Annotated in this window: 24 protein-coding genes; 14 read left to right on the top strand and 10 right to left on the bottom strand. The window is 74.7% G+C overall.

All coding sequences use genetic code 11. The features are described from left to right. Positions 1–44 precede the first annotated feature (44 nt). The 8 genes from LWC35_RS07185 to LWC35_RS07150 all read left to right on the top strand — a co-directional run bounded on the left by LWC35_RS07185 (position 45) and on the right by LWC35_RS07150 (position 8,672). Entirely contained in the window at positions 45–857 is an 813-nt protein-coding gene (locus LWC35_RS07185) for an N-acyl homoserine lactonase family protein (protein ID WP_232869099.1), read from the top strand. Beyond that, positions 854–2,143, top strand: a complete 1,290-nt coding sequence (locus LWC35_RS07180) for a hydroxyacid-oxoacid transhydrogenase (RefSeq protein WP_232869098.1) — start codon at positions 854–856, stop codon at positions 2,141–2,143. Before LWC35_RS07185 ends, LWC35_RS07180 begins: the two co-directional genes overlap by 4 nt. A gap of 68 nt (positions 2,144–2,211) precedes the next feature. Next, positions 2,212–2,763, top strand: a complete 552-nt coding sequence (locus LWC35_RS07175; protein ID WP_232869097.1) for an FmdB family zinc ribbon protein — start codon at positions 2,212–2,214, stop codon at positions 2,761–2,763. 4 nt (positions 2,764–2,767) lie between these two features. After that, on the top strand, positions 2,768–5,674 hold the full coding sequence (locus LWC35_RS07170; RefSeq protein ID WP_232869096.1) for an FAD-binding and (Fe-S)-binding domain-containing protein: 2,907 nt from the start codon (positions 2,768–2,770) through the stop codon (positions 5,672–5,674). Between the two features lie 142 nt (positions 5,675–5,816). Further along, a complete protein-coding gene (locus LWC35_RS07165; RefSeq protein WP_232869095.1) occupies positions 5,817–6,620 on the top strand; it encodes a sensor histidine kinase in 804 nt (267 codons plus the stop codon). A gap of 40 nt (positions 6,621–6,660) precedes the next feature. Next, complete coding sequence (locus tag LWC35_RS07160) at positions 6,661–7,410, top strand: DUF998 domain-containing protein (protein WP_232869094.1); 750 nt, start codon at positions 6,661–6,663, stop codon at positions 7,408–7,410. Between the two features lie 29 nt (positions 7,411–7,439). Next, complete coding sequence (locus tag LWC35_RS07155) at positions 7,440–8,273, top strand: aldo/keto reductase (RefSeq protein WP_232869093.1); 834 nt, start codon at positions 7,440–7,442, stop codon at positions 8,271–8,273. An 81-nt stretch (positions 8,274–8,354) separates the two neighbouring features. Then, positions 8,355–8,672, top strand: a complete 318-nt coding sequence (locus tag LWC35_RS07150) for an adhesin (RefSeq protein WP_232869092.1) — start codon at positions 8,355–8,357, stop codon at positions 8,670–8,672. A 125-nt stretch (positions 8,673–8,797) separates the two neighbouring features. Here LWC35_RS07150 and LWC35_RS07145 read toward each other — a convergent pair whose 3' ends face one another. The 5 genes from LWC35_RS07145 to LWC35_RS07125 form a co-directional block, all read right to left on the bottom strand. Next, the gene (locus tag LWC35_RS07145) at positions 8,798–9,694 is read right to left on the bottom strand and encodes an oxidoreductase (protein ID WP_232869091.1); all 897 of its coding nucleotides are present in this window, start codon (positions 9,692–9,694) and stop codon (positions 8,798–8,800) included. Positions 9,695–9,727: 33 nt separating this feature from the next. Continuing rightward, positions 9,728–10,021 carry a YciI family protein gene (locus LWC35_RS07140; protein WP_232869090.1) on the bottom strand — a complete coding sequence of 98 codons (294 nt, stop codon included), beginning with the start codon at positions 10,019–10,021 and terminating at the stop codon, positions 9,728–9,730. Continuing rightward, positions 10,018–10,527, bottom strand: a complete 510-nt coding sequence (locus LWC35_RS07135) for an SRPBCC domain-containing protein (protein ID WP_232869089.1) — start codon at positions 10,525–10,527, stop codon at positions 10,018–10,020. Before LWC35_RS07135 ends, LWC35_RS07140 begins: the two co-directional genes overlap by 4 nt. Then, positions 10,524–10,850, bottom strand: coding sequence for an ArsR/SmtB family transcription factor (locus LWC35_RS07130; protein ID WP_232869088.1), 327 nt, complete (start codon positions 10,848–10,850; stop codon positions 10,524–10,526). Before LWC35_RS07130 ends, LWC35_RS07135 begins: the two co-directional genes overlap by 4 nt. Before the next feature lie 94 nt (positions 10,851–10,944). Then, complete coding sequence (locus tag LWC35_RS07125) at positions 10,945–12,606, bottom strand: ABC-F family ATP-binding cassette domain-containing protein (protein ID WP_232869087.1); 1,662 nt, start codon at positions 12,604–12,606, stop codon at positions 10,945–10,947. A 32-nt stretch (positions 12,607–12,638) separates the two neighbouring features. On the opposite strand from LWC35_RS07125, the gene LWC35_RS07120 reads away from it, so the two are divergent. From LWC35_RS07120 to LWC35_RS07110, 3 genes are all read left to right on the top strand, one after another. Further along, complete coding sequence (locus LWC35_RS07120) at positions 12,639–13,355, top strand: PIG-L deacetylase family protein (protein ID WP_232869086.1); 717 nt, start codon at positions 12,639–12,641, stop codon at positions 13,353–13,355. A gap of 61 nt (positions 13,356–13,416) precedes the next feature. Continuing rightward, on the top strand, positions 13,417–15,096 hold the full coding sequence (menD, locus tag LWC35_RS07115) for a 2-succinyl-5-enolpyruvyl-6-hydroxy-3-cyclohexene-1-carboxylic-acid synthase (RefSeq protein WP_232869085.1): 1,680 nt from the start codon (positions 13,417–13,419) through the stop codon (positions 15,094–15,096). A gap of 199 nt (positions 15,097–15,295) precedes the next feature. After that, complete coding sequence (locus tag LWC35_RS07110) at positions 15,296–16,630, top strand: hypothetical protein (protein ID WP_232869084.1); 1,335 nt, start codon at positions 15,296–15,298, stop codon at positions 16,628–16,630. Positions 16,631–17,438: 808 nt separating this feature from the next. On the opposite strand, the gene LWC35_RS07105 is transcribed toward LWC35_RS07110, so the two are convergent. Next, positions 17,439–17,984, bottom strand: coding sequence for a calcium-binding protein (locus tag LWC35_RS07105; protein WP_232869083.1), 546 nt, complete (start codon positions 17,982–17,984; stop codon positions 17,439–17,441). A gap of 61 nt (positions 17,985–18,045) precedes the next feature. On the opposite strand from LWC35_RS07105, the gene LWC35_RS07100 reads away from it, so the two are divergent. Further along, positions 18,046–18,408, top strand: coding sequence for a hypothetical protein (locus LWC35_RS07100; RefSeq protein ID WP_232869082.1), 363 nt, complete (start codon positions 18,046–18,048; stop codon positions 18,406–18,408). Positions 18,409–18,778: 370 nt separating this feature from the next. Here the strand turns inward: LWC35_RS07100 and LWC35_RS07095 are convergent, their stop codons facing one another. Together LWC35_RS07095 and LWC35_RS07090 are read right to left on the bottom strand one after the other, a co-directional pair. Continuing rightward, positions 18,779–19,123 (bottom strand): hypothetical protein, encoded by a 345-nt coding sequence (locus LWC35_RS07095; RefSeq protein ID WP_232869081.1) that lies wholly within the window; start codon positions 19,121–19,123, stop codon positions 18,779–18,781. Further along, the gene (locus LWC35_RS07090; RefSeq protein ID WP_232869080.1) at positions 19,120–19,536 is read right to left on the bottom strand and encodes a TasA family protein; all 417 of its coding nucleotides are present in this window, start codon (positions 19,534–19,536) and stop codon (positions 19,120–19,122) included. The genes LWC35_RS07095 and LWC35_RS07090 overlap by 4 nt, the downstream gene beginning before the upstream one ends. 75 nt (positions 19,537–19,611) lie before the next feature. Here LWC35_RS07090 and LWC35_RS07085 point away from each other — a divergent pair, with 75 nt between their 5' ends. Then, positions 19,612–20,184: a signal peptidase I gene (locus LWC35_RS07085; protein WP_232869079.1), complete on the top strand. Its 573-nt coding sequence runs from the start codon at positions 19,612–19,614 to the stop codon at positions 20,182–20,184. Between the two features lie 23 nt (positions 20,185–20,207). Here LWC35_RS07085 and LWC35_RS07080 read toward each other — a convergent pair whose 3' ends face one another. Then, entirely contained in the window at positions 20,208–21,410 is a 1,203-nt protein-coding gene (locus LWC35_RS07080; protein WP_232869078.1) for an isochorismate synthase, read from the bottom strand. A gap of 79 nt (positions 21,411–21,489) precedes the next feature. Between LWC35_RS07080 and LWC35_RS07075 the strand changes: the two genes are divergently transcribed. Next, positions 21,490–21,975, top strand: a complete 486-nt coding sequence (locus LWC35_RS07075) for a DUF3592 domain-containing protein (protein ID WP_232869077.1) — start codon at positions 21,490–21,492, stop codon at positions 21,973–21,975. Here LWC35_RS07075 and LWC35_RS07070 read toward each other — a convergent pair. Further along, positions 21,954–22,751, bottom strand: a complete 798-nt coding sequence (locus LWC35_RS07070) for an inositol monophosphatase family protein (protein WP_232869076.1) — start codon at positions 22,749–22,751, stop codon at positions 21,954–21,956. The genes LWC35_RS07075 and LWC35_RS07070 overlap by 22 nt on opposite strands. Positions 22,752–22,807 lie beyond the last annotated feature (56 nt).

The following is a 22,807-nucleotide window of genomic DNA, read 5'->3' as shown; positions in this document are numbered from 1 at the left end:
GTGCGTGTGACGCGCGCGACCCCTCCAGTGCCGAAGGGACCACGATGGCCACTGCGAACAAGCTGAGCATCATCCCGTGCGGGGCGATGCACGCCGACCTCACGTTCCTGCTGCTCAAGCCCGGGGTGAGCATCATGCCCCGGGGCCAGAAGGATTCCCCGATCAGCTGGGTCGAGGTACCCACGCACTGCGTGCTCGTCGAGACCGACGAGGGCAAGGTGCTGTGGGACACCAGCTGTCCCAGCGACTGGGAGACCCGGTGGAAGCCCACCGGGCTGCAGGAGTTCTTCCCCTACGACAAGGTCGCCGACGACGAGTACCTCGACGCGCAGCTCAACAAGATGGGCGTCGGCCTCGACGAGATCGACTACGTGGTGCTCTCGCACCTGCACTTCGACCACGCCGGCAACGCGCAGATGTTCAAGAACACCAACGCGAAGCTGATCTGCTCGGACAAGGAGAAGGACTTCGCGCTCAACTTCGAGGGCGACTTCAACGGCGCCCACCTCAAGGCCGACTACGAGGGCCTGAACTGGGAGACCGTCTCCGGTGACACCGAGCTCCTGCCGGGCGTGAAGCTCATCCAGGCCCCGGGGCACACCGTCGGCTGCATGTCGATGCAGGTCGACCTGCCGGACTCGGGCACGATGATCTTCACCTCGGACGCGGTCTACATGGGCGAGAGCTACGGGCCGCCCGCGGCCCCCGCCGCGATCGTCAACAACCTCGAGCAGTGGTTCCAGTCCGTCGAGAAGCTCCGCGGGATCCAGGAGAAGACCAACGCGACGATGGTCTTCGGGCACGACGCCCAGCAGATCCACGAGCTCCGCAAGGCGCCGGAGGGCTCGTACACGTGACCACCCCCGAACTGACCGAAGAGACGATCTTCACCTGGGGCGCCCCGCCCCTGAAGTTCGGCGCCGGCGCGATCGACGAGGTCGGCTTCGAGCTCAGCCAGTACGGCGTGCGGCGGGTGCTGATCGTCACGGACGCGGGCGTCAACGCCCTGGGCGCGCCGCAGCGGCTGGCCGACAACCTCAAGCGCTACGACATCGACTCCGAGGTCTTCGACGGCGTGCACGTCGAGCCGACGGACGACTCGATGAACAAGGCGACCGAGTACGCCCGGGTGCAGGGGCCGTGGGACGGCTTCGTGGCCGTCGGCGGCGGGTCGGCCATCGACACCGCCAAGGCGATCAACCTGCTGACCAGCCACCCCGGCGAGCTGATGGACTACATCAACAAGCCGATCGGCAACGCCAAGGTGCCGCCGGGCCAGCTCAAGCCGCTGATCGCGGTGCCGACGACGGCCGGCACGGGCTCGGAGTCCACCGCCATGTGCGTGCTGGACATCCTGTCGATGAAGGTCAAGACCGGGATCAGCCACTGGCGTCTGCGCCCGACCCTGGCCGTGATCGACCCGCTGCTCACGATGTCGCTCCCGCCGCAGGTCACCGCCTCGGCGGGGATGGACATCGTCTGCCACGCGCTGGAGAGCTACACGGCGCGCTACTACACGACGTTCGACCGCAAGAAGCCGGAGGAACGGGTCACGTACTGCGGCTCGAACCCCGTCTCGGACCTGTGGTGCGAGAAGGCGATGAACCTCATCGCGCAGTCGTTCCGCAAGGCCGTGCACGACGGGGCCGACGACGTCGACGCCCGGTCGAACATGATGATGGCGGCGACCTTCGCCGGCATGGGCTTCGGCAACTCCGGCGTGCACATCCCGCACGCCAACGCCTACCCGATCGCCGGCATGGTCAAGGACTACGTGCCCGAGGGCTACCCGCCCGACGAGCCCATGGTCCCGCACGGCCAGTCGGTGTCGCTCACCGCGCCGGAGGCCTTCCGGTTCTCCTTCGACAGCGCGCCCGAGCGGCACCTGCGGGCCGCGGAGCTGATGGACCCGCGGGCCGACAAGGTCAACGACCCCAAGGAGCAGCTGCCGTCCGTCCTGGTGCGGCTGATGCAGGACATCGGCATCCCGAACGGGATCGGTGGGGTCGGCTACACCGAGTCGGACGTCCCGGACCTGGTGCCGGGCACGATGAAGCAGCAGCGGCTGCTCGCGACGTGCCCGCGGACCCCGACCGAGGACGACATCGCCGACATCCTCACGAAGTCCGTCGAGAACTGGTGACCCCGTGGGCGGCGGCTGCCCCCGTGAACAGGGCAGCCGCCGCTCGCACCTTCTAAGGACCTGCGGAAATGCCCATCTACGTCTTCCGGTGCGAGTGCGGCGTGCGCTTCGAGCACCTGGCGTCCATGTCCGACACCACCACCCCGGGCTGCCCCGTCTGCGGCGGCGAGACCCGCAAGGTCCCGGCCGGCTTCTCGCTCGGCGGCCAGGCCAACCCCGGTCTGAGCAAGGACGAGATGCCCCAGACCTGGCGCGGCGTCTACAACGGCAGCTCCGAGTACATCGACAAGATGCGCCGGACCTGGGACGCGCGGCAGAAGCTCGAGGAGAAGTACCCCGAGATCGCCGGTGACCAGCGGCCCATCCTGGCCCACGAGGGCAAGTACCACGACGCGCCGCTGCGGGCCGGCGACATCCAGCTGTCCGGCACGGCGCCGATGCCCGGCCAGGGCGCCGCGGGGCACGGCCACGGACACGGACACGGACACGGCCACGGACACGGACACGGCCACGGGCACGGCCACGCGGAGAAACCTGCCCCGGCGAAGTCCGACGGCGCCGGCGGTACCGGCGGCGCCGCCCCCGCCCCGAGCTCCGCACCGCCCTCCGGGTCAGACTGAACCCGTGAGTGCGCACGTCCCGACCCACCCCGCCGCGCCCGACACGGGCGAGACCGACGCCGCCGCGGCGCTGGCCGCCGACCTCCGCCGGGTCGTCGGCGGGGAGGTCCGGTTCGATCCCGCGCACCGCGCGATGTGGTCGGCCGACGCCTCGAACTACCGCAAGGTCCCGATCGGCGTCGTCGCCCCGCGGGACGAGGCCGACGTCGCGGCGGCCCTGGCCGTCTGCCGCGAGCACCAGGTCCCCGTGCTGCCCCGCGGCGCGGGCACCTCGATCGCCGGCCAGGCCGTCAACACGGCGGTGGTGCTGGACTTCACCCGGCACATGAACAAGGTCCTGGAGATCGACCCGGAGGCGCGCACCGCGCGCGTCCAGCCCGGGGTGATCTGCGACCAGCTCCGCGACGCCGCGGCCCCGCACGGGCTGACCTTCGGCCCGGACCCGTCGACGCACAACCGCTGCACGATCGGCGGGATGATCGGCAACAACGCCTGCGGGTCGCACTCGGTGGCGTGGGGCAAGACGGTCGACAACACCCTGGGCCTCGAGGTCCTCACCTACCGCGGCGAGCGGCTGGACACGGCCGCGCCGACGGGCGAGATCCCGGCGCGGCTGCGGGCGCTGGCCGACCGGGTGGGGGACCGCGTCCGCAGTTCGTTCCCCGACCTGACCCGCCGCGTCTCCGGCTACAACCTCGACCAGCTCCTCCCGGAGAACGGGTTCGACCTGGCCAGGGCCCTGGTCGGGGCGGAGGGCACCCTCGCCACCACGGTCGCCGCGACCATGAAGCTGGTCGCGTCGCCGCCGGCGCGCGCCCTGGCCGTCCTCGGTTTCCCCGACGCCTACGTCGCCGCGGACAACGTCATGGTCGTCCGCGAGCACGCCCCGCTCACCATCGAGGGCATGGACGCCGGGCTGATCGCCGCCCTGCGTGCGCAGAACCCGGTCGAGACGGGCTGGAAGGCGCTGCCGCCGGGCGGCGGCTGGCTCTACGTCGAGACCGGCGGGGAGACCCGCGAGGAGGCCGAGGACAAGGCGCGGGCCGTCGCGAAGGCGATGGGGCCCTACGGGCTGACCGAGGCCGTCGTCGAGTCCGACCCGAAGCGGATGAAGGCCCTGTGGCGGATCCGCGAGGACGGCGCCGGGATCCTCACCCGCAGCCCCGACGGCGGCGAGGCCTGGCCCGGCTGGGAGGACGCGGCCGTCCCGCCCGAGAAGTTCGGCTCCTACCTGCGCGAGTTCGACCGGGTGCTGGAGCGGCACGGGCGCAAGGGCGTGTACTACGGCCACTTCGGCGACGGCTGCCTGCACGTCCGCATCGACTTCGACCTGCTCAGCGAGCCGGGGATCGCCAACTTCCGGGCGTTCATGGAGGCCGCGGCCGACGCCGTCGTCGCGCACGGCGGCTCGCTCTCCGGCGAGCACGGCGACGGGCGCGCCCGCTCCGAGCTGCTGCCCCGGATGTACCCGCCGGACGTCATCGCGGCGTTCGAGGAGTTCAAGGGGATCTTCGACCCGGACGACCGGATGAACCCGGGCTGCATCGTGCGGTCGGCACGGATGGACGAGGACCTGCGGATCTTCGTGGGGATGCCGACCCTCGCCGACGACCCGCAGCTCGCCTTCACCCACGACCGCGGCTCGTTCACCCGGGCGACCCGGCGCTGCCTGGGCGTGGGCAAGTGCGTCACCGCGCACGGCGGCGTGATGTGCCCGAGCTACCGGGCGACCGGCGAGGAGAAGCACTCCACCCGTGGGCGGGCCCGGCTGCTGTTCGAGATGGCCAACGGGCAGGTGGTCACCGGCGGCTGGCAGGACGACGACGTCGCCGACGCCCTCGACCTCTGCCTGTCCTGCAAGGGCTGCAAGACCGACTGCCCGGTCGGCGTGGACATGGCCGCGTACAAGACCGAGTTCCTGGCCAACCGCTACCGGAACAAGCTGCGCCCGGCCTCGCACTACTCGATGGGGGCGCTGCCCCGGTGGCTGCGGCTCGTCGGGAAGCTGCCGGCCGGGGCGGTCGACGGGCTCAACGCGCTGGCCCGGGTCCCGTTCCTGGCCGGGTTGGCCAAGCGGGCCGGCGGGATCGCGCCGGAGCGCGGGATCCCGGCGATCGCGCGCGAGACGTTCACCACGGCGGCCCGGTCCCGTGCGCTCGTGGAGGGCCCGGCGCGGCAGGCCACCCGCGGGCGGCTGCTGCTCTGGCCGGACACCTTCACCGACCACTTCGACCCCGGCATCGCCGACGACGCCGTGGCCGTCCTGGAGTTCCTCGGCTACGCCGTCGAGCTGCCGCCCCGCGGGGTGTGCTGCGGGCTGACCTGGACGTCGACCGGGCAGGTCGGGGCGGCGCGGCGGGTGCTGCGCCGGTCGCTGCGGACGATCGAGCCGTGGCTGGCAGAGGGGGTCCCGGTCGTCGGGCTGGAGCCCTCGTGCACCGCGGCCCTGCGCGCGGACGGGCAGGAACTGCTCCCCGAGGAGCCGCTGGCCAAGGCGATGTCCGGCGGGGTGCGCACGTTCGCCGAGCTGCTTTCCGGGCACGTCGACGAGCTGCGCGGGGCCGTCTCGGGCCCCGGCGCGCGGGCTCTGGTCCAGCTGCACTGTCACCAGTACGCGGACCTGGGCTCGGAGGCCGACCGCGCCGTGATGGCCGCGCTCGGCATCGAGGCGGAGGTGCTCGACTCGGGCTGCTGCGGCCTCGCCGGCAACTTCGGCTTCGAGAAGGGCCACTACGAGGTCTCGATGGCGGCCGCCGAGCGGGTGCTGCTGCCGGCGGTCCGCGGCGCGGCGCCCGACGTCGAGGTGCTGGCCGACGGCTTCTCCTGCCGCACACAGCTGCGCCAGGCGGGCACCCGTGAACCGGTGCACCTCGCCCAGCTGGCCGCCCGCGCGTTGGGTCTGGGGAGCTAAGGGCGGGCTTGCGGTCGGACGGTCCAGCTCACTCGACCGGGTGGACGGGCGACTCGTGTCACCTCCGGCGTAATGCCGACGATCTTCGTGGCGATGTCCCGGGTGGAACGGCAGGGACGGGAGCACCGCGATGAACGGCCTCATGAGCACGGTCCGTGAGATCACCCAGGGCGGTCCCGCCCGCGGCGGCTCCACCACGTGGCTCGGCTCGCTGGTCGCCACGGTGGCCGAGACGTTGCGGGTGCCCTTCGCGGCGCTGGAGGTCGACGGCCGGATCGTCGCCGGGGTCGGGGCGTGGCCGGAGCACGTGGAGCGGGTCCCGCTGGGCTACGGCGTCGAGACCGTCGGCGCGCTCGTGCTGTCGCCCGTGCGGCGCCGCGACGCCCTGCTGCTCGACGCCCTGGCCGGGCAGCTCGCGCGGGCCGTCCGGGCGGTGTCCGTGGCCGAGGCCGCCGTGCACGCCACCCGCGACCTCGCCGGCGCACGCGTCCCCGGCGGCCTGGTCGCGGCCCTCACGGCCGCCGCCGGGGCGCTCGGCGGCGCCGCCGTCGAGGTGTGGCCGCTGCCCCCGCTGCACCCGGCCGTGGAGTCCGCGGCGTACCGGATCGCCGTCGAGGCGCTCGGCAACACCGCCCGGTACGCGCCGGGTGCGCCGGTCCGGCTCCGGGTCCGGGCCCGGGGCGACTTCCTCGACGTCACCGTGGCCGACGGCGGGCCGGGCGTCCCGGCGGGGTTCACCGCCGGCGCCGGGGTGCGCGCCATGCGCGGCTGGGCCGCGGCCGTCGGCGGGGCCTGCACGGTCCGCCGCGGTCTGCCCGGCACCCTCGTCGAGGCGATGCTCCCGCTGGTCCCCGCGCCCGTCGTGCCGGCACAGCGCACGCCCGCCGAGTGGGCCGGGGCAGGGCCGGCCGAGACGGGGAACCGGACGGGGACGGCAGATCGTTGAACGGTCGACCATCGACGGAGCGACCCCGGAGGCCGGACACGTGCAGCGCGACACCGCGGCGGGCGGGGACACCGTGGGGCGTGGGTTCGCGCTGGCCGGCCTGCTGGGTGCCGGGGCCGCCGTCGTCCTGATCCTGGGGCTGACGCTGACCGTCGGCCGGGTCGACCCGATCCGCCGCACCATCAGCGAGTACGCCCTGCACGCGGACCTCGAGCCCCTCTTCGACGCGGGCGTGCTGGCCTTCGCCGGCGCGACGCTCTGCGTGCTCGTCGCGCTGGTGCGTGCGGGTCTGGCCCGGGCGGTGTCGGGTGCCTCGGCGGGCCTGGTGCTGGCCGTCGCGGGGCTCGTCGCCGTCGTGGTGTTCGAGAAGACGAACTGGGCCGTCGGGCCGAGCGTGGGCGGCACCATCCACCGCTGTGCCAGCCTGGTGGCCTTCCTCACCCTTCCGGTCACGGCGATCCTCGTCGCCCGCCGGTACCGCCGGGCGGTGGCGGCGTCGGGCCCGGGGCCGTGGGCCCGGAACGCGGCGTGGGCCCGGTGGCTCGGCGTCGCCTCCCTGCTGTGGTTCACCCCGATCCTGGTCGGCTTCGCGCAGCGCCCGTTCACCGGCGTGTCCTGGTGGCAGGCGGTCCCGTTGGGCCTGGTCGAGCGGGGGCTGGCGCTCACCGAGGTCCTGGTCGTGGTCGTACTGGCGCTGTGGGGGACGGTCGCCACCCGGCAGACGTCCGTCGCGCCTTCCCCCGATGCCGTCGCGGATTCCCCGTCGGGGCGTGAGATGTCCCGCGATTGACACGCCCGCGCGCGGTGTATCACGGGGACATGGTTCCGACGATCACGCTCAACGACGGTGTCCGGATCCCGCAGTTCGGCTTCGGCGTCTTCCAGATCGACCCGGGGCAGGCGACGGTCGACGCCGTGAAGCAGGCGTTCGACGCGGGTTACCGCCACATCGACACCGCTCAGATGTACGGCAACGAGGAGGGTGTCGGCCAGGCCATCGCCGAGTCCGGCCTCTCCCGGGACGAGATCTTCGTCACCACGAAGCTCAACAACAACCGGCACGGCCGGGACGAGGCCCAGAAGGCGCTCGAGGAGAGCCTCACCAAGCTCGGCCTCGACCACGTGGACCTCTACCTGATCCACTGGCCGCTGCCGAAGCGCGACGACTACGTGGAGACCTGGCGCGGGCTCGAGCAGGCGAAGGCCGCGGGCAAGGTCCGCTCGATCGGCGTCTCGAACTTCCAGATCCCGCACCTGGACCGGCTGGCGGCGGAGACGGACACGGTGCCCTCGGTCAACCAGACCGAGCTGCACCCGACCTTCACCCAGCCCCAGCTGCGCCAGTACCACCGGGACAACGCCATCGCGACCGAGGCGTGGAGCCCGATCGGCCAGGGCGGCGAGCTGCTGAAGGCCGCCACCGTGACCGCGCTCGCCGAGAAGTACGGCAAGAGCCCGGCCCAGGTCGTGCTCCGCTGGCACATCCAGCTCGGCAACATCGTGTTCCCCAAGTCGGTGACGCCGTCGCGCATCGCCGAGAACATCGACATCTTCGACTTCGAGCTGGCCGACGACGACGTCGCGACGATCAGCGGCCTCGACAAGGGCGACCCGGGTGCCCGCCTCGGCCCCGACCCGGACGAGTTCAACTGACATCCGGGGTGGCCCCGCCGGTGGGCTTCTTCACCTGCGCCCGGCCTGCACGGCCGGACGGTTCTCGGTACGGTCGGCCGAATGTTGGCAATCACGGACACCGCGGCCGAAGCCATCAAGTCCCTGACCACGGACGCCGAGCTGCCGGACGGCGGGGGGCTGCGGATCGCGGCCACCGACCCGGAGCAGGGCCTCGAGCTCTCGCTGGCGGCGCAGGCGGACCAGAGCGACACCGTGCTCACCGGCGAGGGGCTCAACGTCTTCCTCGAGCCGATGGCGGCGGAGGTGCTCGACGACAAGGTCCTCGACGTGCAGCCGTTCACCAACGAGCAGGGCCAGGAGGAGCTGCGCTTCGCGATCGGCCCGCAGGACGCTCCGGAGGCCGGCGCGCAGGCCTGACACACCACACGTCCGACTGGGGCGGTCCCTCCCTTCGGAGGGGCCGCCCCTTCGCCGTGTCGGGGCGGTCGGGCGGTGGTCGGGGGGCCGTCCGCGGCTGCGTGCAGGGGCGCGGTCGGGTCCGGTCAGGGCCGACGGGGCACCGCGATCGAGACGCCGGTCAGCGCCTCCGCCTGCTCCCACAGCGCCCGCTGCACCGCGCGGTCGTGCGAGGCGCGGCTGGACCCGACCGGCACGGGCGCGCCCCGGGTCTCACCCGGCCCACCGGGGCCGACGTACGTGCCGCCGGGCAGGTCCGGGACGGTGGCGGCGTACAGCGTGGGCAGCGCACCGCCGGCCGCGTCCTGGGCGACGACCCGGTTGGCCGCGGCCATGAACCGGTCCTGCACGGTCCCCGTGCGTGTCTGCAGGTTGGTCGCCGCGTAGCCGGGGTGTGCGGCCGTCGAGCGCAGCAGCGAGCCGGCCGCCACGAACCGGTGCTGCAGCTCGTAGGCGAACATGAGGTCCGCGAGCTTCGACTGCCCGTAGGCGAGCCAGCGCTGGTAGCGACGCCGCTGCCAGGTCAGGTCGTCGAGGTCGATCCGCCCGATCCGGTGCATGAGGCTCGACAGCGTGACCACGCGGTCGGTGATCCGCGGCAGCAGCAGCCCGGTCAGCGCGAAGTGCCCGAGGAAGTTCGTGCCGATCTGCATCTCGAAGCCGTCGGCCGTCCGCTGCTCCGGGACCGCCATCAGCCCGGCGTTGTTCACGAGCACGTCGACGCGGCGGTCGAGGCCCGCGGCGAACCGGCCGACCGAGCTCAGGTCGGCCAGGTCCAGCTCACGGACCTCGGTGGAGCCGGCCCCGCTGATCGCCAAGGCCGCCGCCTCGCCCTTTCCGGGGTCGCGGCAGGCCAGCACGACGTGCGCGCCGGCCGCCACGAGCGCCCGCGCCGCCTCCAGCCCGATCCCGGAATTGGCGCCGGTGACGACGACCGTCCGGCCGGTCTGGTCGGGGATGTCCGCGGTGGTCCAGGAGGCCATGCGGCGTTCCTACCACCGGTAACCCGGCCCGGCTCAGCGGGTGACGGCGGACAGCATCGGCAGCACCTCGAACCGGGCGACCCCGGCGACCACGGCCGGGTCGGCCTTGCCGAGCGCCTCGGCGTCGTCGAGCGACTCGCCGTTGACGATGCCGAGGCCCCACGGCCCGGCGGGGTCGGCGACCGGCCCGAAGAAGATCGTCCGGCCGGAGTCCAGCAGGCCCCGCCAGTACCCGACGTGCTCCGTCATCGCGGCGCGCTCGCGCTCGTCCATCGTCGTGGCGAAGTCCGGGCGCGGCGGCAGGAGCCGGTAGAGGAACCAGTTCACGGTGCGTCCTCCCGCACCGCGTCGGCGAAGGCGCCCAGGATCGTGGCCCAGCCGCGCTCGAAGGCGCCGCCGGAGTAGCCGCCGGGCAGCGCGCAGGCGGCCCGCAGCTCCTCGAGGGAGAGGCGCTCCCAGCCGCGGTGCTCCAGGTCCACCCGGGTGCGGCCGTCCGGGAGCTCCACGAACCGCAGCTCGACCTCGGTCGGCGTGCCCGTGACGTTCCACGTCGTGGTCAGGCCCGCCGGCGGGTCCCAGGCCAGCAGCGTGCCCCAGTCGTGGGCGGTGCCGTCGTGCCAGTGCTCGGTGATCGTGCCGCCCACCCGGCCGTCGACGCTCACCGAGGCGATCCGCCCGCTCCCGCCCACGGAGAACGGGTCCAGCGGCCACCACTCGGCGAGCCGGTCGACGAACACGCGGAACGTGCGCGCGCGCCCGGCCGCCACCACGGTGGACCGGCGGACGGGCGGGCGGGCGAGGTCGAGGACCTCCGCGGCGGGTTCGGTGCTCACTGCTCCTCCTCCACGAGGGCGCGCGCCCGGTCGAGCGCGTCGGACCAGATGCCGTCGAGGGCCGCCTGCAGCTCGCGGACCGCCTCCCGGCGGGCACGGTACAGCCGACGGGTGCCCTCGCGGCGCTCCGCGATCAGGCCGGACTCCTTCAGCACGGTGAGGTGCTGGCTGACGGCCGTGCGGGACACCTCGAACTCCGCCGCGATCTCGCCGGCCGCGCGCTCGGTGGTGGCGACCAGCTGCAGGATCGCCCGGCGTCGCGGCTCGGCGAGGGCCCGGAACATGGCTCCCACCCGGTCGTCGAGCGGTGCGGGAGAGGTCACGGGCCCCACCTCCAGCCTTCGTGCGTGCACGCTAACGTTAGCGCCGACTGACGGAATCGGCAAGCGTCACGGTGTGGGGGCCGACCGCGCCCGGCTACAGCTCGCTCAGGCGGCCTTCCTCGACGCGCCACCGGCGGGTGGCGCGGACCGTGTCGAGCATCCGGCGGTCGTGTGTGACCAGCAGGACCGTGCCGGGGAAGGCGTCGAGGGCCTGCTCGAGCTGCTCGATGGCGGGCAGGTCGAGGTGGTTGGTGGGTTCGTCGAGCACCAGCAGGTTCACCTCGCGGGCCTGCAGCAGGGCCAGCGCCGCCCGGGTGCGCTCGCCGGGCGACAGCGACGCGGCGGGGCGCGGCACGTGCTCCTTGGTCAGCCCGAACTTGGCCAGCAGCGTGCGCACCTCGGACTCGGACCGGTCCGGCACCGCCCGGCCGAACGCGGTGACGAGCGACTCGTCGCCGAGGAACAGCCCGCGGGCCTGGTCGATCTCGCCGACGGTCACGCCCGCGCCGAGCCCGGCGGAGCCCTCGTCGACCGGGATCCGGCCGAGCAGCGCGCCGAGCAGGGTGGACTTCCCGGCCCCGTTCGCCCCGGTGACGATCACCCGGTCCGCCCAGTCGACCTGCGCGGTGACCGGGCCGAGCACGAAGGCGGTGCCGTCCTCCCTCGGCCTGCGCACGACGGCGCCGTCGAGCCGGGCGGCGACCGCACCGGACCGCGGGGCCGTGGCGATCGTCATCCGCAGCTCCCACTCCTTGCGGGGCTCCTCGACGACGTCCAGCCGCTCGATCGCGCGCTGGGTCTGCCGGGCCTTGGAGGCCTGCTTCTCGCTGGTCTCGGCCCGCTTGGCCCTGACGTTCTTGTCGTTGTCCTTCGACTTCCGGCGGGCGTTGCGCACGCCCTGGGCCATCCAGTTGCGCTGCATCTGTGCGCGGTCCTTCAGCGCGCCGAGCCTGTCGTCGTACTCCTCGTAGGCCTCGCGGGCGTGCCGGCGGTCGATCTCGCGCTCGACCAGGTAGGAGTCGTAGCCGCCGTCGTAGACCCCGACCTGCCGCTGGTGCAGGTCCAGCTCCACGATCCGGTTCACGGTGCGCGCCAGGAACTCGCGGTCGTGGCTCACGATCACGGCCGGGCTCCGCAGGCCCTGGACGAACTTCTCCAGCCGCTCCAGACCGTCGAGATCGAGGTCGTTGGTCGGCTCGTCGAGCAGGAGGACGTCGTAGCGGGAGAGCAGCAGCGCGGCCAGCCCCGCGCGCGCGGCCTGGCCACCGGAGAGCGCGGTCATCGGGGCGGCGAGCGGCACGCCGAGGCCGACCTCGGCCGCCACCTCGCCGGCCCGCTCGTCGAGGTCCGCGCCGCCGAGGGCCAGCCAGCGGTCCAGCGCGGCGGCGTACGGCTCCCCGTCACCGCCCGCGCCGAGCTCCTCGGCCGCGACGTCCATCGCGGCCTGCGCGGCGGCCACCCCGGTCCGGCGCGCCAGGTACTGCGCCACGGTCTCGCCGGGGCGGCGCTCGGGTTCCTGCGGCAGGTGGCCGACGGTCGCGTCGGGCGGGCTCAGGGCGACCTCGCCCTCGGCGTCGCCTCCCCACCCACCCGGTTCCTCGCCCGCGAGCAGGCGCAGCAGCGTGGACTTGCCGGCACCGTTGACCCCGACGAGCCCGACGACGTCGCCGGGCGCGACCACGAGGTCGAGGCCGCTGAACAGGACGCGGGCACCGTGCCCGGCGGACAGGCCCGTGGCCCGGAGGGTCGCGCTCATGACAGGACCGAGGGTACGGGGACGATGTGCCCATGACGCTGGAGCCCTTCCCCGACGACTGGTCGCGCGCCCTCGTCGTGGTCGCGCACCCCGACGACATGGAGTACGGCGGGTCGGGCGCCGTCGCGAGCTGGACGGAGGCCGGCAAGGAGGTGGCGTACCTGTTGGTCACCCGCGGCGAGGCGGGCATCGACACGATCCCGCCGGTGGAGGCCGGGCCGCTGCGGGAGGCCGAGCAGCGGGCGGCCTGCGCCGCGGTCGGGGTCGCCGAGGTGGAGTTCCTCGACCATCCGGACGGGGTGGTGGAGTACGGGCTCCCGCTGCGCCGCGACATCGCCGCGGTCGTCCGGCGGCGCCGGCCCGAGGTCGTCGTCACGGCGAACTTCGCCGACCGCTGGCCCGGCGGCGGACTCAACATGGCCGACCACGTCCACACCGGCCGTGCGGTGCTCGACGCCTGCCGCGACGCCGGCAACCGCTGGGTCTTCCCCGGTGCCGGCGGCGAGCCGTGGACGGGCGTGCGGTACCTCGCCGCCACCGGGTCGCCGGAGCCCACCCACGCCGTCGACATCGGCCCGGTGTTCGACCGGGCCGTCGCGTCGCTCTCGGCCCACCGGGCCTACCTGGCCGCGCTCGGCGACGGGCCGACGACCGACCCGGAGTCCTTCCTGCGCTCGCACGCCGAGGCCGTCGCCGAACGCCTCCCGGGCTCGACGCTCGCGGTCGGCTTCGAGCTGTTCACCCTGTGATCGTGGGGTGTGAGCAGCGGAGCACGGCGGGACCGGCGGGTGTCGACATAGGGTCGGAGGCGTGAATCCGGCACCGACGAGCGGCCCCGCGGCAGGGCCCGTCCAGGCCCGCGTGGTCGTGGACGAGCTGGTGCGCCTCGGCGTCACGGACGCCGTGCTGTGCCCGGGCTCGCGCAACGCGCCGCTCGCCTTCGCCCTGCACGCCGCCGACGCCGCGGGCCGGCTGCGCCTGCACGTGCGGATCGACGAGCGCACCGGTGGGTTCCTCGCGCTCGGCCTGGCCCTGGGCTCGGGTCGACCCGTCCCGGTCGTGACGACCTCGGGCACCGCGGTCGCGAACCTCCACCCGGCGGTCCTGGAGGCCTCGCACTCGGGGGTGCCGGTGCTCGCGCTCACCGCCGACCGGCCGCCGGAGCTGGTCGGCACCGGGGCGAGCCAGACGATCGAGCAGCAGGGGATCTTCGGCGGGGCCGTCCGGCGGGCGGGCACCCTTGCCGTCGCCCGGCTCGCGCCCGGGGAGCCCGGCCGGTGGCGCGCCGCCGTCGACCGGATCGTCGCGGCCGCGACGGGCGCCCTCGGCGAGCCGCCGGGGCCGGTCCACCTGAACATCCCCTTCGCGGAACCGCTGGTCCCCGATCCGTCCGCGGAGGTCCCGCCCGGGCGCCCGGACGGCGCACCGTGGACGGTGGTCCCGCCGGCGGGCCGCACCGCGCCGCCGCTGCCGCTGGACCCCGCGGCGCCCACGCTCGTGATCGCCGGCGGCGGGGCGGGGATCGATCCCGCGGTGCTGGGCGGGGCGCCGATCGTGGCCGAGCCGTCGTCGCCGCTGTGGCCGCACGCCCTCCGCAGCGGGCCCTGGCTGCTCGGGGCGCGGGGTGGGCCGCCCCGGCCCACGCAGGTCGTCGTCGTCGGGCGGCCGACCCTGCACCGCGCGGTCGCGCGCCTGCTCGCCGCGCCCGACCTGCAGGTCTATGCCGCCGCGGACCCGCACGGCACCTCGTGGACGGACGTCGCCGGCACGGTCCGGGCGGTCGGCGACGTGCCGGCGCTCGCGCCGCCGCGGGCGTGGGTGCAGCGCTGGCGGGAGGCCGACGAGGTGGCGTCCGCGGCGCTCGACCGCGCGCTGCCCGAGGGGCCGCGAGGCCTGTCGCTGGCCCGCGAGCTCGTCGGCGCGCTGCCGGACGGCTCCCGGCTCGTCCTGGGCTCGTCGAACCCGGTGCGGGACGTCGCGCTCGCCGCGGTGCCGCGCGGCGGGCTGTCGGTGCTGTCCAACCGGGGCGTCGCCGGCATCGACGGGACGGTGTCGACGGCCGTCGGGGCGGCGCTGACCCATCCCGGTCCGACCGTCGCGCTGCTCGGCGACCTGACGCTGCTGCACGACACCACCGGCCTGCTCATCGGTCCGGACGAGCCGCGGCCCGCCCTGTCGATCGTGGTGCTCAACGACTCCGGCGGCGGGATCTTCGGGCTGCTCGAGCAGGGCGCGCCGGCGCACTCGGCGTCGTTCGAGCGCATCTTCGGCACCCCGCACCGGGCCGACCTCGCCGCGGTCGCGACCGGCCTCGGCGCCGCGCACGTGCTGGTCGGAACGCCGTCGGAGCTGGCCGACGCCGTCCTGCCGGCCGGTCCGGGACTGCGGATCGTCGAGGTCCGCGCCGACCGGGCCACGCTGCGCGCCGGCCACGCGTCGCTGGCCGACGAGGTCGCCACGGCCCTGGGGGCCCTGCCCGCCCGGACCTGAGGGCGTTCTGTTACGGCGTTCGGTCGCAACGGACGGGAGCCGGACGGCGCAGAGGGCTCGTCCGAGTGGTCACTCTGCGCCAGCTAATGTGCGTTCTGCGTAACGGCCGGTGGTGGAGCGCCGACAGGGGAGCGGAGCCGCCGCTCCCGGCCTCGTCCGCTCCCCGCGCCCGGCCGCCCCCCGAACGACCGAGGTACCGGTGACGTCCAGCACCCGGAGCCGCGCGGACGCCCCCGCCGCACGGCCCGCCCCCGACGCGTGGCCCACGGGCCGCCGCCGCCGTGGGGCCGATGTTCCCGTTCCCGTCGAGCACCGCTTCCGGGTCCGTCGCGTCGCGGCGCGGTCGTTCGCACTCGAGTGCGGCACGGTCGCCCTGGCCGGCGGGACCGCCTGGACCGCGGTCCGGGCCGTCGACGCCGCCGGGCTGCCGGCCGCGCGACTCGCCTCCGTGCTCGTGTTCGCCGGCGGGATCGCCGCCTCCGTGATGATCGCCGTGGCCGGGCGGGCGTCGGGCAGCCGGCGCGCGGGCCGGATCGCGGCCGCGGTCGGCGGGGCCGCCCTCGTCGGCCCCCTGCCCGTGGCGCTCGACCTCGGCGGTGCGGCGGGCCTCTGGCCGCTCGTGGCCGTGGTGGGCCAGCTCGCCGTCGTCGTGCTGCTGGTGGTGGCGGTGCGCCGGCGCTCCCGCGCGATCCGGCCGGTCGTGACCGTCGCCGCTGCCGCGCTGGCCTGCGCCGCCGCCCTCGCGGGCACGGTGTACGGCCTCGCCCCCGGGGTCGGCCTCCCGGGACCGCTGGTCGCCGACCTCGCGCTCGCCGCCTGGGCCGGCGCCGGGGCGGCCGGGCTCGTCGCCGTCGGGGCCGGCCTGCGGCGCGACCGTCCGCTGCTGCGTCGGATCGGCCTCGCCTTCGCGCTGCTCGCCGCCTCCGCCGCGGTCCGGGCGTCGGGCGCCGCGGTCGTCGTGCCCGTGGCGCTGACCCTCGCCGCGACGACCGCGCTGCTGGCTACCGCCGTGCCGTTCCTGTTCAGCGCGGTGCGCGGGCTGTGGGAGCAGCGCGAGGCGTACCGCGTGGAGGCGGAGCGGCTGCGCGCCGCCCTCCGCACGGCCGGGTCCGACGAGCGGCCCGCCGCCATCCGCTCCGCCGGACCCGGGTCCGCCGACATCCGCGACTTCGGCATCCGCTCCGCCGACATCCGCGACTTCGGCATCCACTCCACCGGATCCAGGTCCGCCGACATCCGTGACGGGGCCATCCGCTCCGCCGGACCCGGGTCCGCCGACATCCGCGGCGTCGGCATCCGCTCCGCCGGATCCGGGTCCGCCGACATCCGCTCCGCCGGGCTCCGGTCCGCCGACCTCGACGCGGGATCCGCGGGAGTTGCCGACGTCGTCACGGGATCCGCGGGAGTTGCCGAGGTCGTTGCACTCGCCGACGCGGTGGACGAGCGCGGCCGGGCGGCCCGTGGCCCCCTCCGCCTCGTATCCTCCCCGCCCGCCGGCCCGTCCGCGGAGCGGCAGGAGAGCGGGCGGGGATAGGGACGGTTCCGGCTCCGCCTGGTCCCTGCCCCCGACCTTGATCGTCGCGCGCGGACGTAGGCGGTCGGATTTCGACCGCCTTGCTCCCTATCTAGTGATCTTCGGTGCCGTGGCTGGTGCAGCCTCGGCGTGATCGCTGTCCGGGACTCTCCGGGGCGTCGCGGGGGTTGCAGGGGTGCGGGCGTCGTCGGGCCGGCCGGATGGCCGGGGCCGCCAACTCACCGCGGCCGTGCCACGGGGTGGTCCATGATCGCCGGTCGTGGACTTTGGAAGTCGGGAAACGACCTGCTCGGTCCTGAAGCCCTGATCTTGGCTGCCGAGAAAGGGGCTCGGGTCTGCCGTGATCGTCGTGTGTGGACGTGGGCGGTCGGATTTCGACCGCCTTGCTCCCTATCTAGTGATCTTCGGTGCCGTGGCTGGTGCAGCCTCGGCGTGATCGCTGTCCGGGACTCTCCGGGGCAGTGGGTGGCCGGGACGTGTCCCAGTCGGTGATCTTGTGCGTCGGGTCCGGGAGCTCGAGGAGGAGCCGTGGGGCCCTGCCGTCGTCCCTCGCCCGGCCGGAGGCTCCGAGCCGGCCTGCCGGAGGGGCAGGTCCTCGTACGACTCGGACCAGAGCGGCCGTCGTGATCGGCCACCGTGGACCTGGACAGTCGAAACCCGACCCTCCCGCTCCCGACCTCGTGATCATCGCGGTCGACGGTGGCTCGGCCTCGAGGTGATCGACACTCGTGGACCTGGCCGGTCGAGGGTCGGCCTTCTCGCGCCCGAAGCGACGATCTCGACGGGCCGCCGGTCGGGCGGACGTGTGTCAGGTCGGTGGGGCGGAACCGGTGGGGTCGGCGGAGCCCTCCGGGACCGCGGCCGGAGCGCTGCTGCTGGCCGGCAGGGGCAGGGCGCCCGTCGGAACCGGCGTCGTCGTCGCCGGGATGGGTGAGGTGGTCGTCGGGTCGGCGCCGCGCTCGGCTGCCGCCGCGAGGCAGCCGGTCGTGGTGTCGGAGGCGTCGCTGGTGCACGTCGCGCCGTCGGGCCCGCCGTCGAGCAGGTCCGCACCGGCACCACCGTCGAGCGTGTCGACGCCCGGGCCGCCGTGGAGGCGGTCGTCGCCGGCGTCGCCGGAGAGGCGGTCGGCGCCGGTCCCGCCGAGGAGGACGTCGTTGCCCGCGCCGCCGGAGACCACGTCGTCGCCGTCGCCGGCGGTCACGCAGTCGGGGCCGGCGGACCCCACGACCGTGTCCGCCGCCGACGAGCCCGTCACCAGGAAGGGCCCGGCGCCACCCGGACGGTCGCGGGCCGCGTCGAAGCTCGGCCGTGCGGCGGTGAGGGTGATCTTCTCGGCGAAGGAGGCGGCGGTCATCCCCGCGGCGGTGCACTCGGCAGGCACGTCTGCCGCCGCGACCGGCGTGCCGGCGGGCCTGGTGGTCGTGGGCGCGACCGTACTCGTCGGTGCGGTGACGACCGCCAACGACCGCGGGGTCAGGGACGCGCTCGTCGCCACGCTCAGTGTGCCGGTCACGACGTCGGAGAAGCCCGAGCCCGCGGCGCCGGGGGTAATGCACGAGCAACAGCACGTTCTGGTCCTTCCTCGGTGTCGCGCCGCTGAGGGGATCGAACGTGGCCGACGTCGAGAGGCTCGCGGTGCTGCCTGCCGCGACGGCGCCCGCGAGCGCGACCTCGGCGCGGTCAAGCAGCGTGCAGTAGTCCACGGTGGTGCCGGCGAAGGACAGCGTGATCGGCTCGCCAGGGTCGTCCTCGACCAGGACTTCGTCGACGCCGAGTAGGTGCAGAAGGCCGAGGGGTACGTGGTCGCCGGCTTGGCCTGCAGGGTCAGGCGCGCGGGCGTGGCGCCGGTGTAGACGACGTTCAACGTGGCGGCGGACGTCCCTCCGAGGAGGGCTCCGGTGTAGCTCAGCGCCGGGGCCCGGGACGACGTCCCGATCACCACGGTCGCGGCGCCCGGCTTCGCCTCGACGTCGGTGTACCGGGCGTGGGTGCCGCTGCCCCCGGACAGGACACCCGTGCCGGTGATGACCCTCGCCACGAGCGTCCCGGCGATCACTCGGCGTCGCATCACTTCCTCGTACGGAGCAGAAGGCGGATCGGGGGGTCACCGGAATGGTGCCGGAGCATGTCGAATGAATTGTCGGGGAATCACGTCGCCTGGACGAGGTCGAACGTCGAGTTCAGCGTGACGCTGTCGCCCTGGGCGTTGTTGTTCGAGTTGCTCTCGGCGGTGGTGGAGGAGTCGTTCGGCAAGGCGAACCGCAGGGTGTGGGAGACCGAACCGCCACCCGCGATCTGAGCGGTACCGCTGCCGGGGAGCGGCGTCCTGACGAAGGTGGTGATCGGCGCGGGGGTGGTCGGCGTGCTCACGCCCGGCCCGGCGGTCACCGAGACCGTCAACTGGTCCTGCAGGCTCCCGTCGGCCGAGCAGCCACCACCCTCCGCGGCCTTCTCCGGCTCGGTGCAGGCCCCGTCCGCGCCGGTGAAGCTCATCGAGTTCTCAACGTGCCGGCGATCGAGCCGGTGTTGTCGAGTGTGAAGGTGTAGTTCTGGCCGAATCCGGGGGCGACGTTCGAGGCGCTGAAGAGCGCCGTCGCGGTGTCGTCGCCGCCGACCTGCAGATCCAGCGTCCCGGCCGTCTGCGTGCCGCCCGGCCCCGTCTCGGTGTCCGTGAAGGCGGCGTACGTCCCCGCCCCGATCGCGGTGGCGGCGACCACCAGCGCGACGAGCCCGACGATGATGCCCGCTTTCTTCTTGGTGTTCTTCTTGTCATCGGACCGAACGGCCGTGCTGATGCTCCGGAGAGGGAATTCGACGGGGCCGCGGGAACGGTGAGGAATCGTCGCGGCGGGGTTCGAGTATCCGCACCGCACAACGCCGCCGCCGTTTCCAGTGCGAATCGCCATTCGATCGGGTGGTGTTCTGCGGGGTCGGCGTCGGTGCGGGGTACGACTCGTCCGACGACTGCATCGGGAGGACGGATGGCATCGCACGCGCGCACGGCGGACGCCGAGCAGGAGACGGCCCGGCACGCCGCGCCGCCGCCACGCGTGCACCCCCTCCGGCGGGCCCTCGACCTGGTGCTCGGCCTCGTGGTGCTGGTCGTGGTCGCGCTCGCCGCGGCGGTCGCGCTGGTCCCGGTCGTGGTCGGCGGCCACTCGCTGACCGTCCTGTCCGGCTCGATGGAGCCGACTCTGCCCGTCGGCTCGGTCGCCGTCGTCAAGCCCGTCGACACCGCACAGGTCAAGCCCGGCGACGTCCTGAACTTCACCGACCGTGACGCCGCGACCGGACGGACGCGGATCGTCATGCACCGCGTCGTCGAGGTGCGGCCCGGCCCGGAGTTCGTCACCAAGGGCGACGCCAACCGCACCGCCGACCCGGACCCCGTCGCGGCGCAGGACGTCCACGGCGTCCTCTGGTACGACGTCCCCTACGTCGGCGGCCTGCGCGACCGGCTCGTCAGCCCCGCCGGCCTCGCGATCGCAGGCGGGATCGTCCTCCTCGCGATCGCCGTCGCCCTCCTCGTCCCGAAGCACACGAGGGAGCGGTAGGCCTCCGACCCGGAGGAGACGAGCTACCCCTCCAACGCCTCCCGCACCGCGAGGAGCTTGGCGGCGGCCTCGCGGACCTCGGTGTCGGGGTCGGAGTCGGCGACGATGCCGCAGCCCGCGTAGAGACGGGCGACGGGGCCGTCGAGCTGGGCACAACGGAGGGCGACGCCGAGCTCGCCGCCGCCGTCGTCGCCGATCCAGCCGACGGGGCCGGCGTAGCGGCCGCGGTCCATGCCCTCCAGCGCGGCGATCAGGGCCACCGCCTCCTCGCGCGGGGTGCCGCCGACCGCGGCGGTCGGATGCACCGTGCCGGCGATGCGGAGCAGGGAGGCGTCGCCGCGGACCCGGCCGCGGACGTCGCTGGCCAGGTGGGAGACGTTGTGCAGGGCGAGCACCGACGGCTCCGCCGGCACCTCGAGCGTGCGGCAGAAGGGGCGCAGCCGCTCGGCCAGCGAGTCGACGGCGTAGGCGTGCTCGACCCGGTTCTTCTCCGAGCTCAACGAACCCTCGCCCGGCCACACCGTGCCGGCCAGGACGCGTGACTCGACGACCGGGCCGCGCTTGCGCAACAGCAGCTCCGGGGTGGCTCCCACCAGCCCGTCGACGGCGAACGCCCAGCAGGTGGGGTAGCGCTCGGCGAGGCCGCGGAGCAGGTGTCGGGGGTCGTGCGGGGCCTCGTCGACCGCGAGGAGGTCGTGGGCGAGGGCGGCCTTGTCGAGCTCGCCCGCGCGCATCCGCCGGACGGCCTCGGCGACGGCGGCGCGGTAGCCCGCGACGGGCAGGTCGCCGTCGGCGTACCGGAGCCGCCCGCTGGGCCGCACCGGCTCGGCCGCGGTCATCGGGTGCGGGTCGCCGAACTCGGTGACCCACGCGCGCCCACCCCGCATCCCGACCACGACCCGCGGCACCACCAGCACGGACCCGGGCGAGCGGTCGGCGAAGGTCAGCGACGCGAAGGCCACCGCGCCGGTGCCCGGCAGGCCCACCTCGTCGGTGACGTCGAGCTCGGGGAGCAGCCGGCGCCACCAGGCGTCGGCCTCGGCGAACCGGCCCGCGCCGGTACCGGTGAAGCGCGCGACCTCGCCCCAGCCGACCAGTCCTTCGCCGCCGCGCACCCAGGACAGCGCGCCCCGCGCCTCCGGCAGGAGCGACAGCAGGCCCCCCGCGGGCGGGTCCACCTCACGGGTCCGGACCTCCAGACCGGTGGGCAGCGCAGCGGTCGTCACGCCGTCGAGCGTAGGCACAGCGACCAGCCGGCGCCCGTCCCCGGCGGGGAGGCGGTAACCACACTCCTATGCTCTGCCCATGGCCGGAGGCGTGGCGGGCGAGGTGTTCGTCGAGGCCGGGCGCACCGCTCGGGCCGTCGGCCGCACCCTCCGGCGGCGGTTGCCGACGCTGCTCACGGGGCTCGCGGTGCTGGCCACGTTCCTGTCGGTCGTCGGCTTCCTCGGCGCCGTGGCCGACGACGTCGCCATCAGCCGCAACCGCGCCACGGCCACCGCCGAGGTGCTGGACGGGTCCACCTTCGCCCGCACGCTCGTGCGGTTCCCGGTGCCGGGCGGGCAGCTGCTGGTCCCGGAGCGGGGTGTGTACCACCCCCGCGGCCTGCAGCCCGGCACGTCCGTGCTGGTCGAGTACGACCGCGCCGACCCGGACCTGGTCCGGGTGGCGGGGCGCACGGCGTTCTCGGGTCTGCCGCCGACGATGGGGTTCGTCGCCCTCGCGTGGGCGGTGTTCGGCGGGGCGGCCGTGTTCGTCCGGCGGCGGCGTCAGGCCGCCCACCACGAGTAGACCTGCTCGACGACGGCGGGGACCGCCACCAGCAGCCCGCCGGCCGGCATCGGGTCCGGCCGCCCGGCCCGGTCGACCACCACGGCCCCGGCCTCCAGCGCCAGGCAGAGCGCGCCGGCGACGTCCCACTCGTGGTACTCGTCGATCACCGCGGCGACCGCCCGGCCCAGCGCCACCTGCGTGATCGCGAGCGCGGTCGAGCCCAGCACGCGCACGCCCGTGTGGTGCGCGGCCGCCCGCTCGGTGAAACCGGAGGACGGCGACTCGGCGCAGACCAGCGCACCGACGGCGGTGGTGCGGGTCGCCGCTCGCACCGGGGCGCCGTTCGCGCGCACCCCCCGGCCCCGCGCCGCCGCGTACATCTGCGCCCGGCTCGGGTCCGCGACGACCCCGACGACCGGGCCGTCGCCGTCGACCAGGCCGAGGCTGTAGGCGCACCACGGGAATCCGGCGACGTAGTTGGCCGTGCCGTCGACCGGGTCGACGATCCAGCGGTAGGCCGAGCTCGCGGCCGTCGCGTCGGCGCCGTACTCCTCGCCCACCACGGGGATGCCCGGGAACTCGGCGGCCAGGACGCGGCGGGTGTGCCGCTCGAGCGTGCGGTCGGTGTCGGTGACCCAGTCGAAGGGATCGGCCTTGGCCTCGGACCCGGGCGCGCGGCCGGCGGTCGCGGCGATCACCTCCGCGGCGTCGTTGGCGAGCCGGCCCGCGACCTCGAGGGCGCGGGAGAGCAGCCCGGGGTCCACCGGGGGCGGGGTGCGGGTGAGGACCGTCATACCGGAAGAGGGTCCGCGAGCGGGGTATCGCCGCGGCGTCCCGCGGGTGACGACCC

The organism is Pseudonocardia kujensis, from assembly GCF_021283305.1.
Classification (GTDB): Bacteria; Actinomycetota; Actinomycetes; order Mycobacteriales; family Pseudonocardiaceae; genus Pseudonocardia; species Pseudonocardia kujensis.
This window is presented reverse-complemented; position numbering and strand designations above follow the sequence as displayed.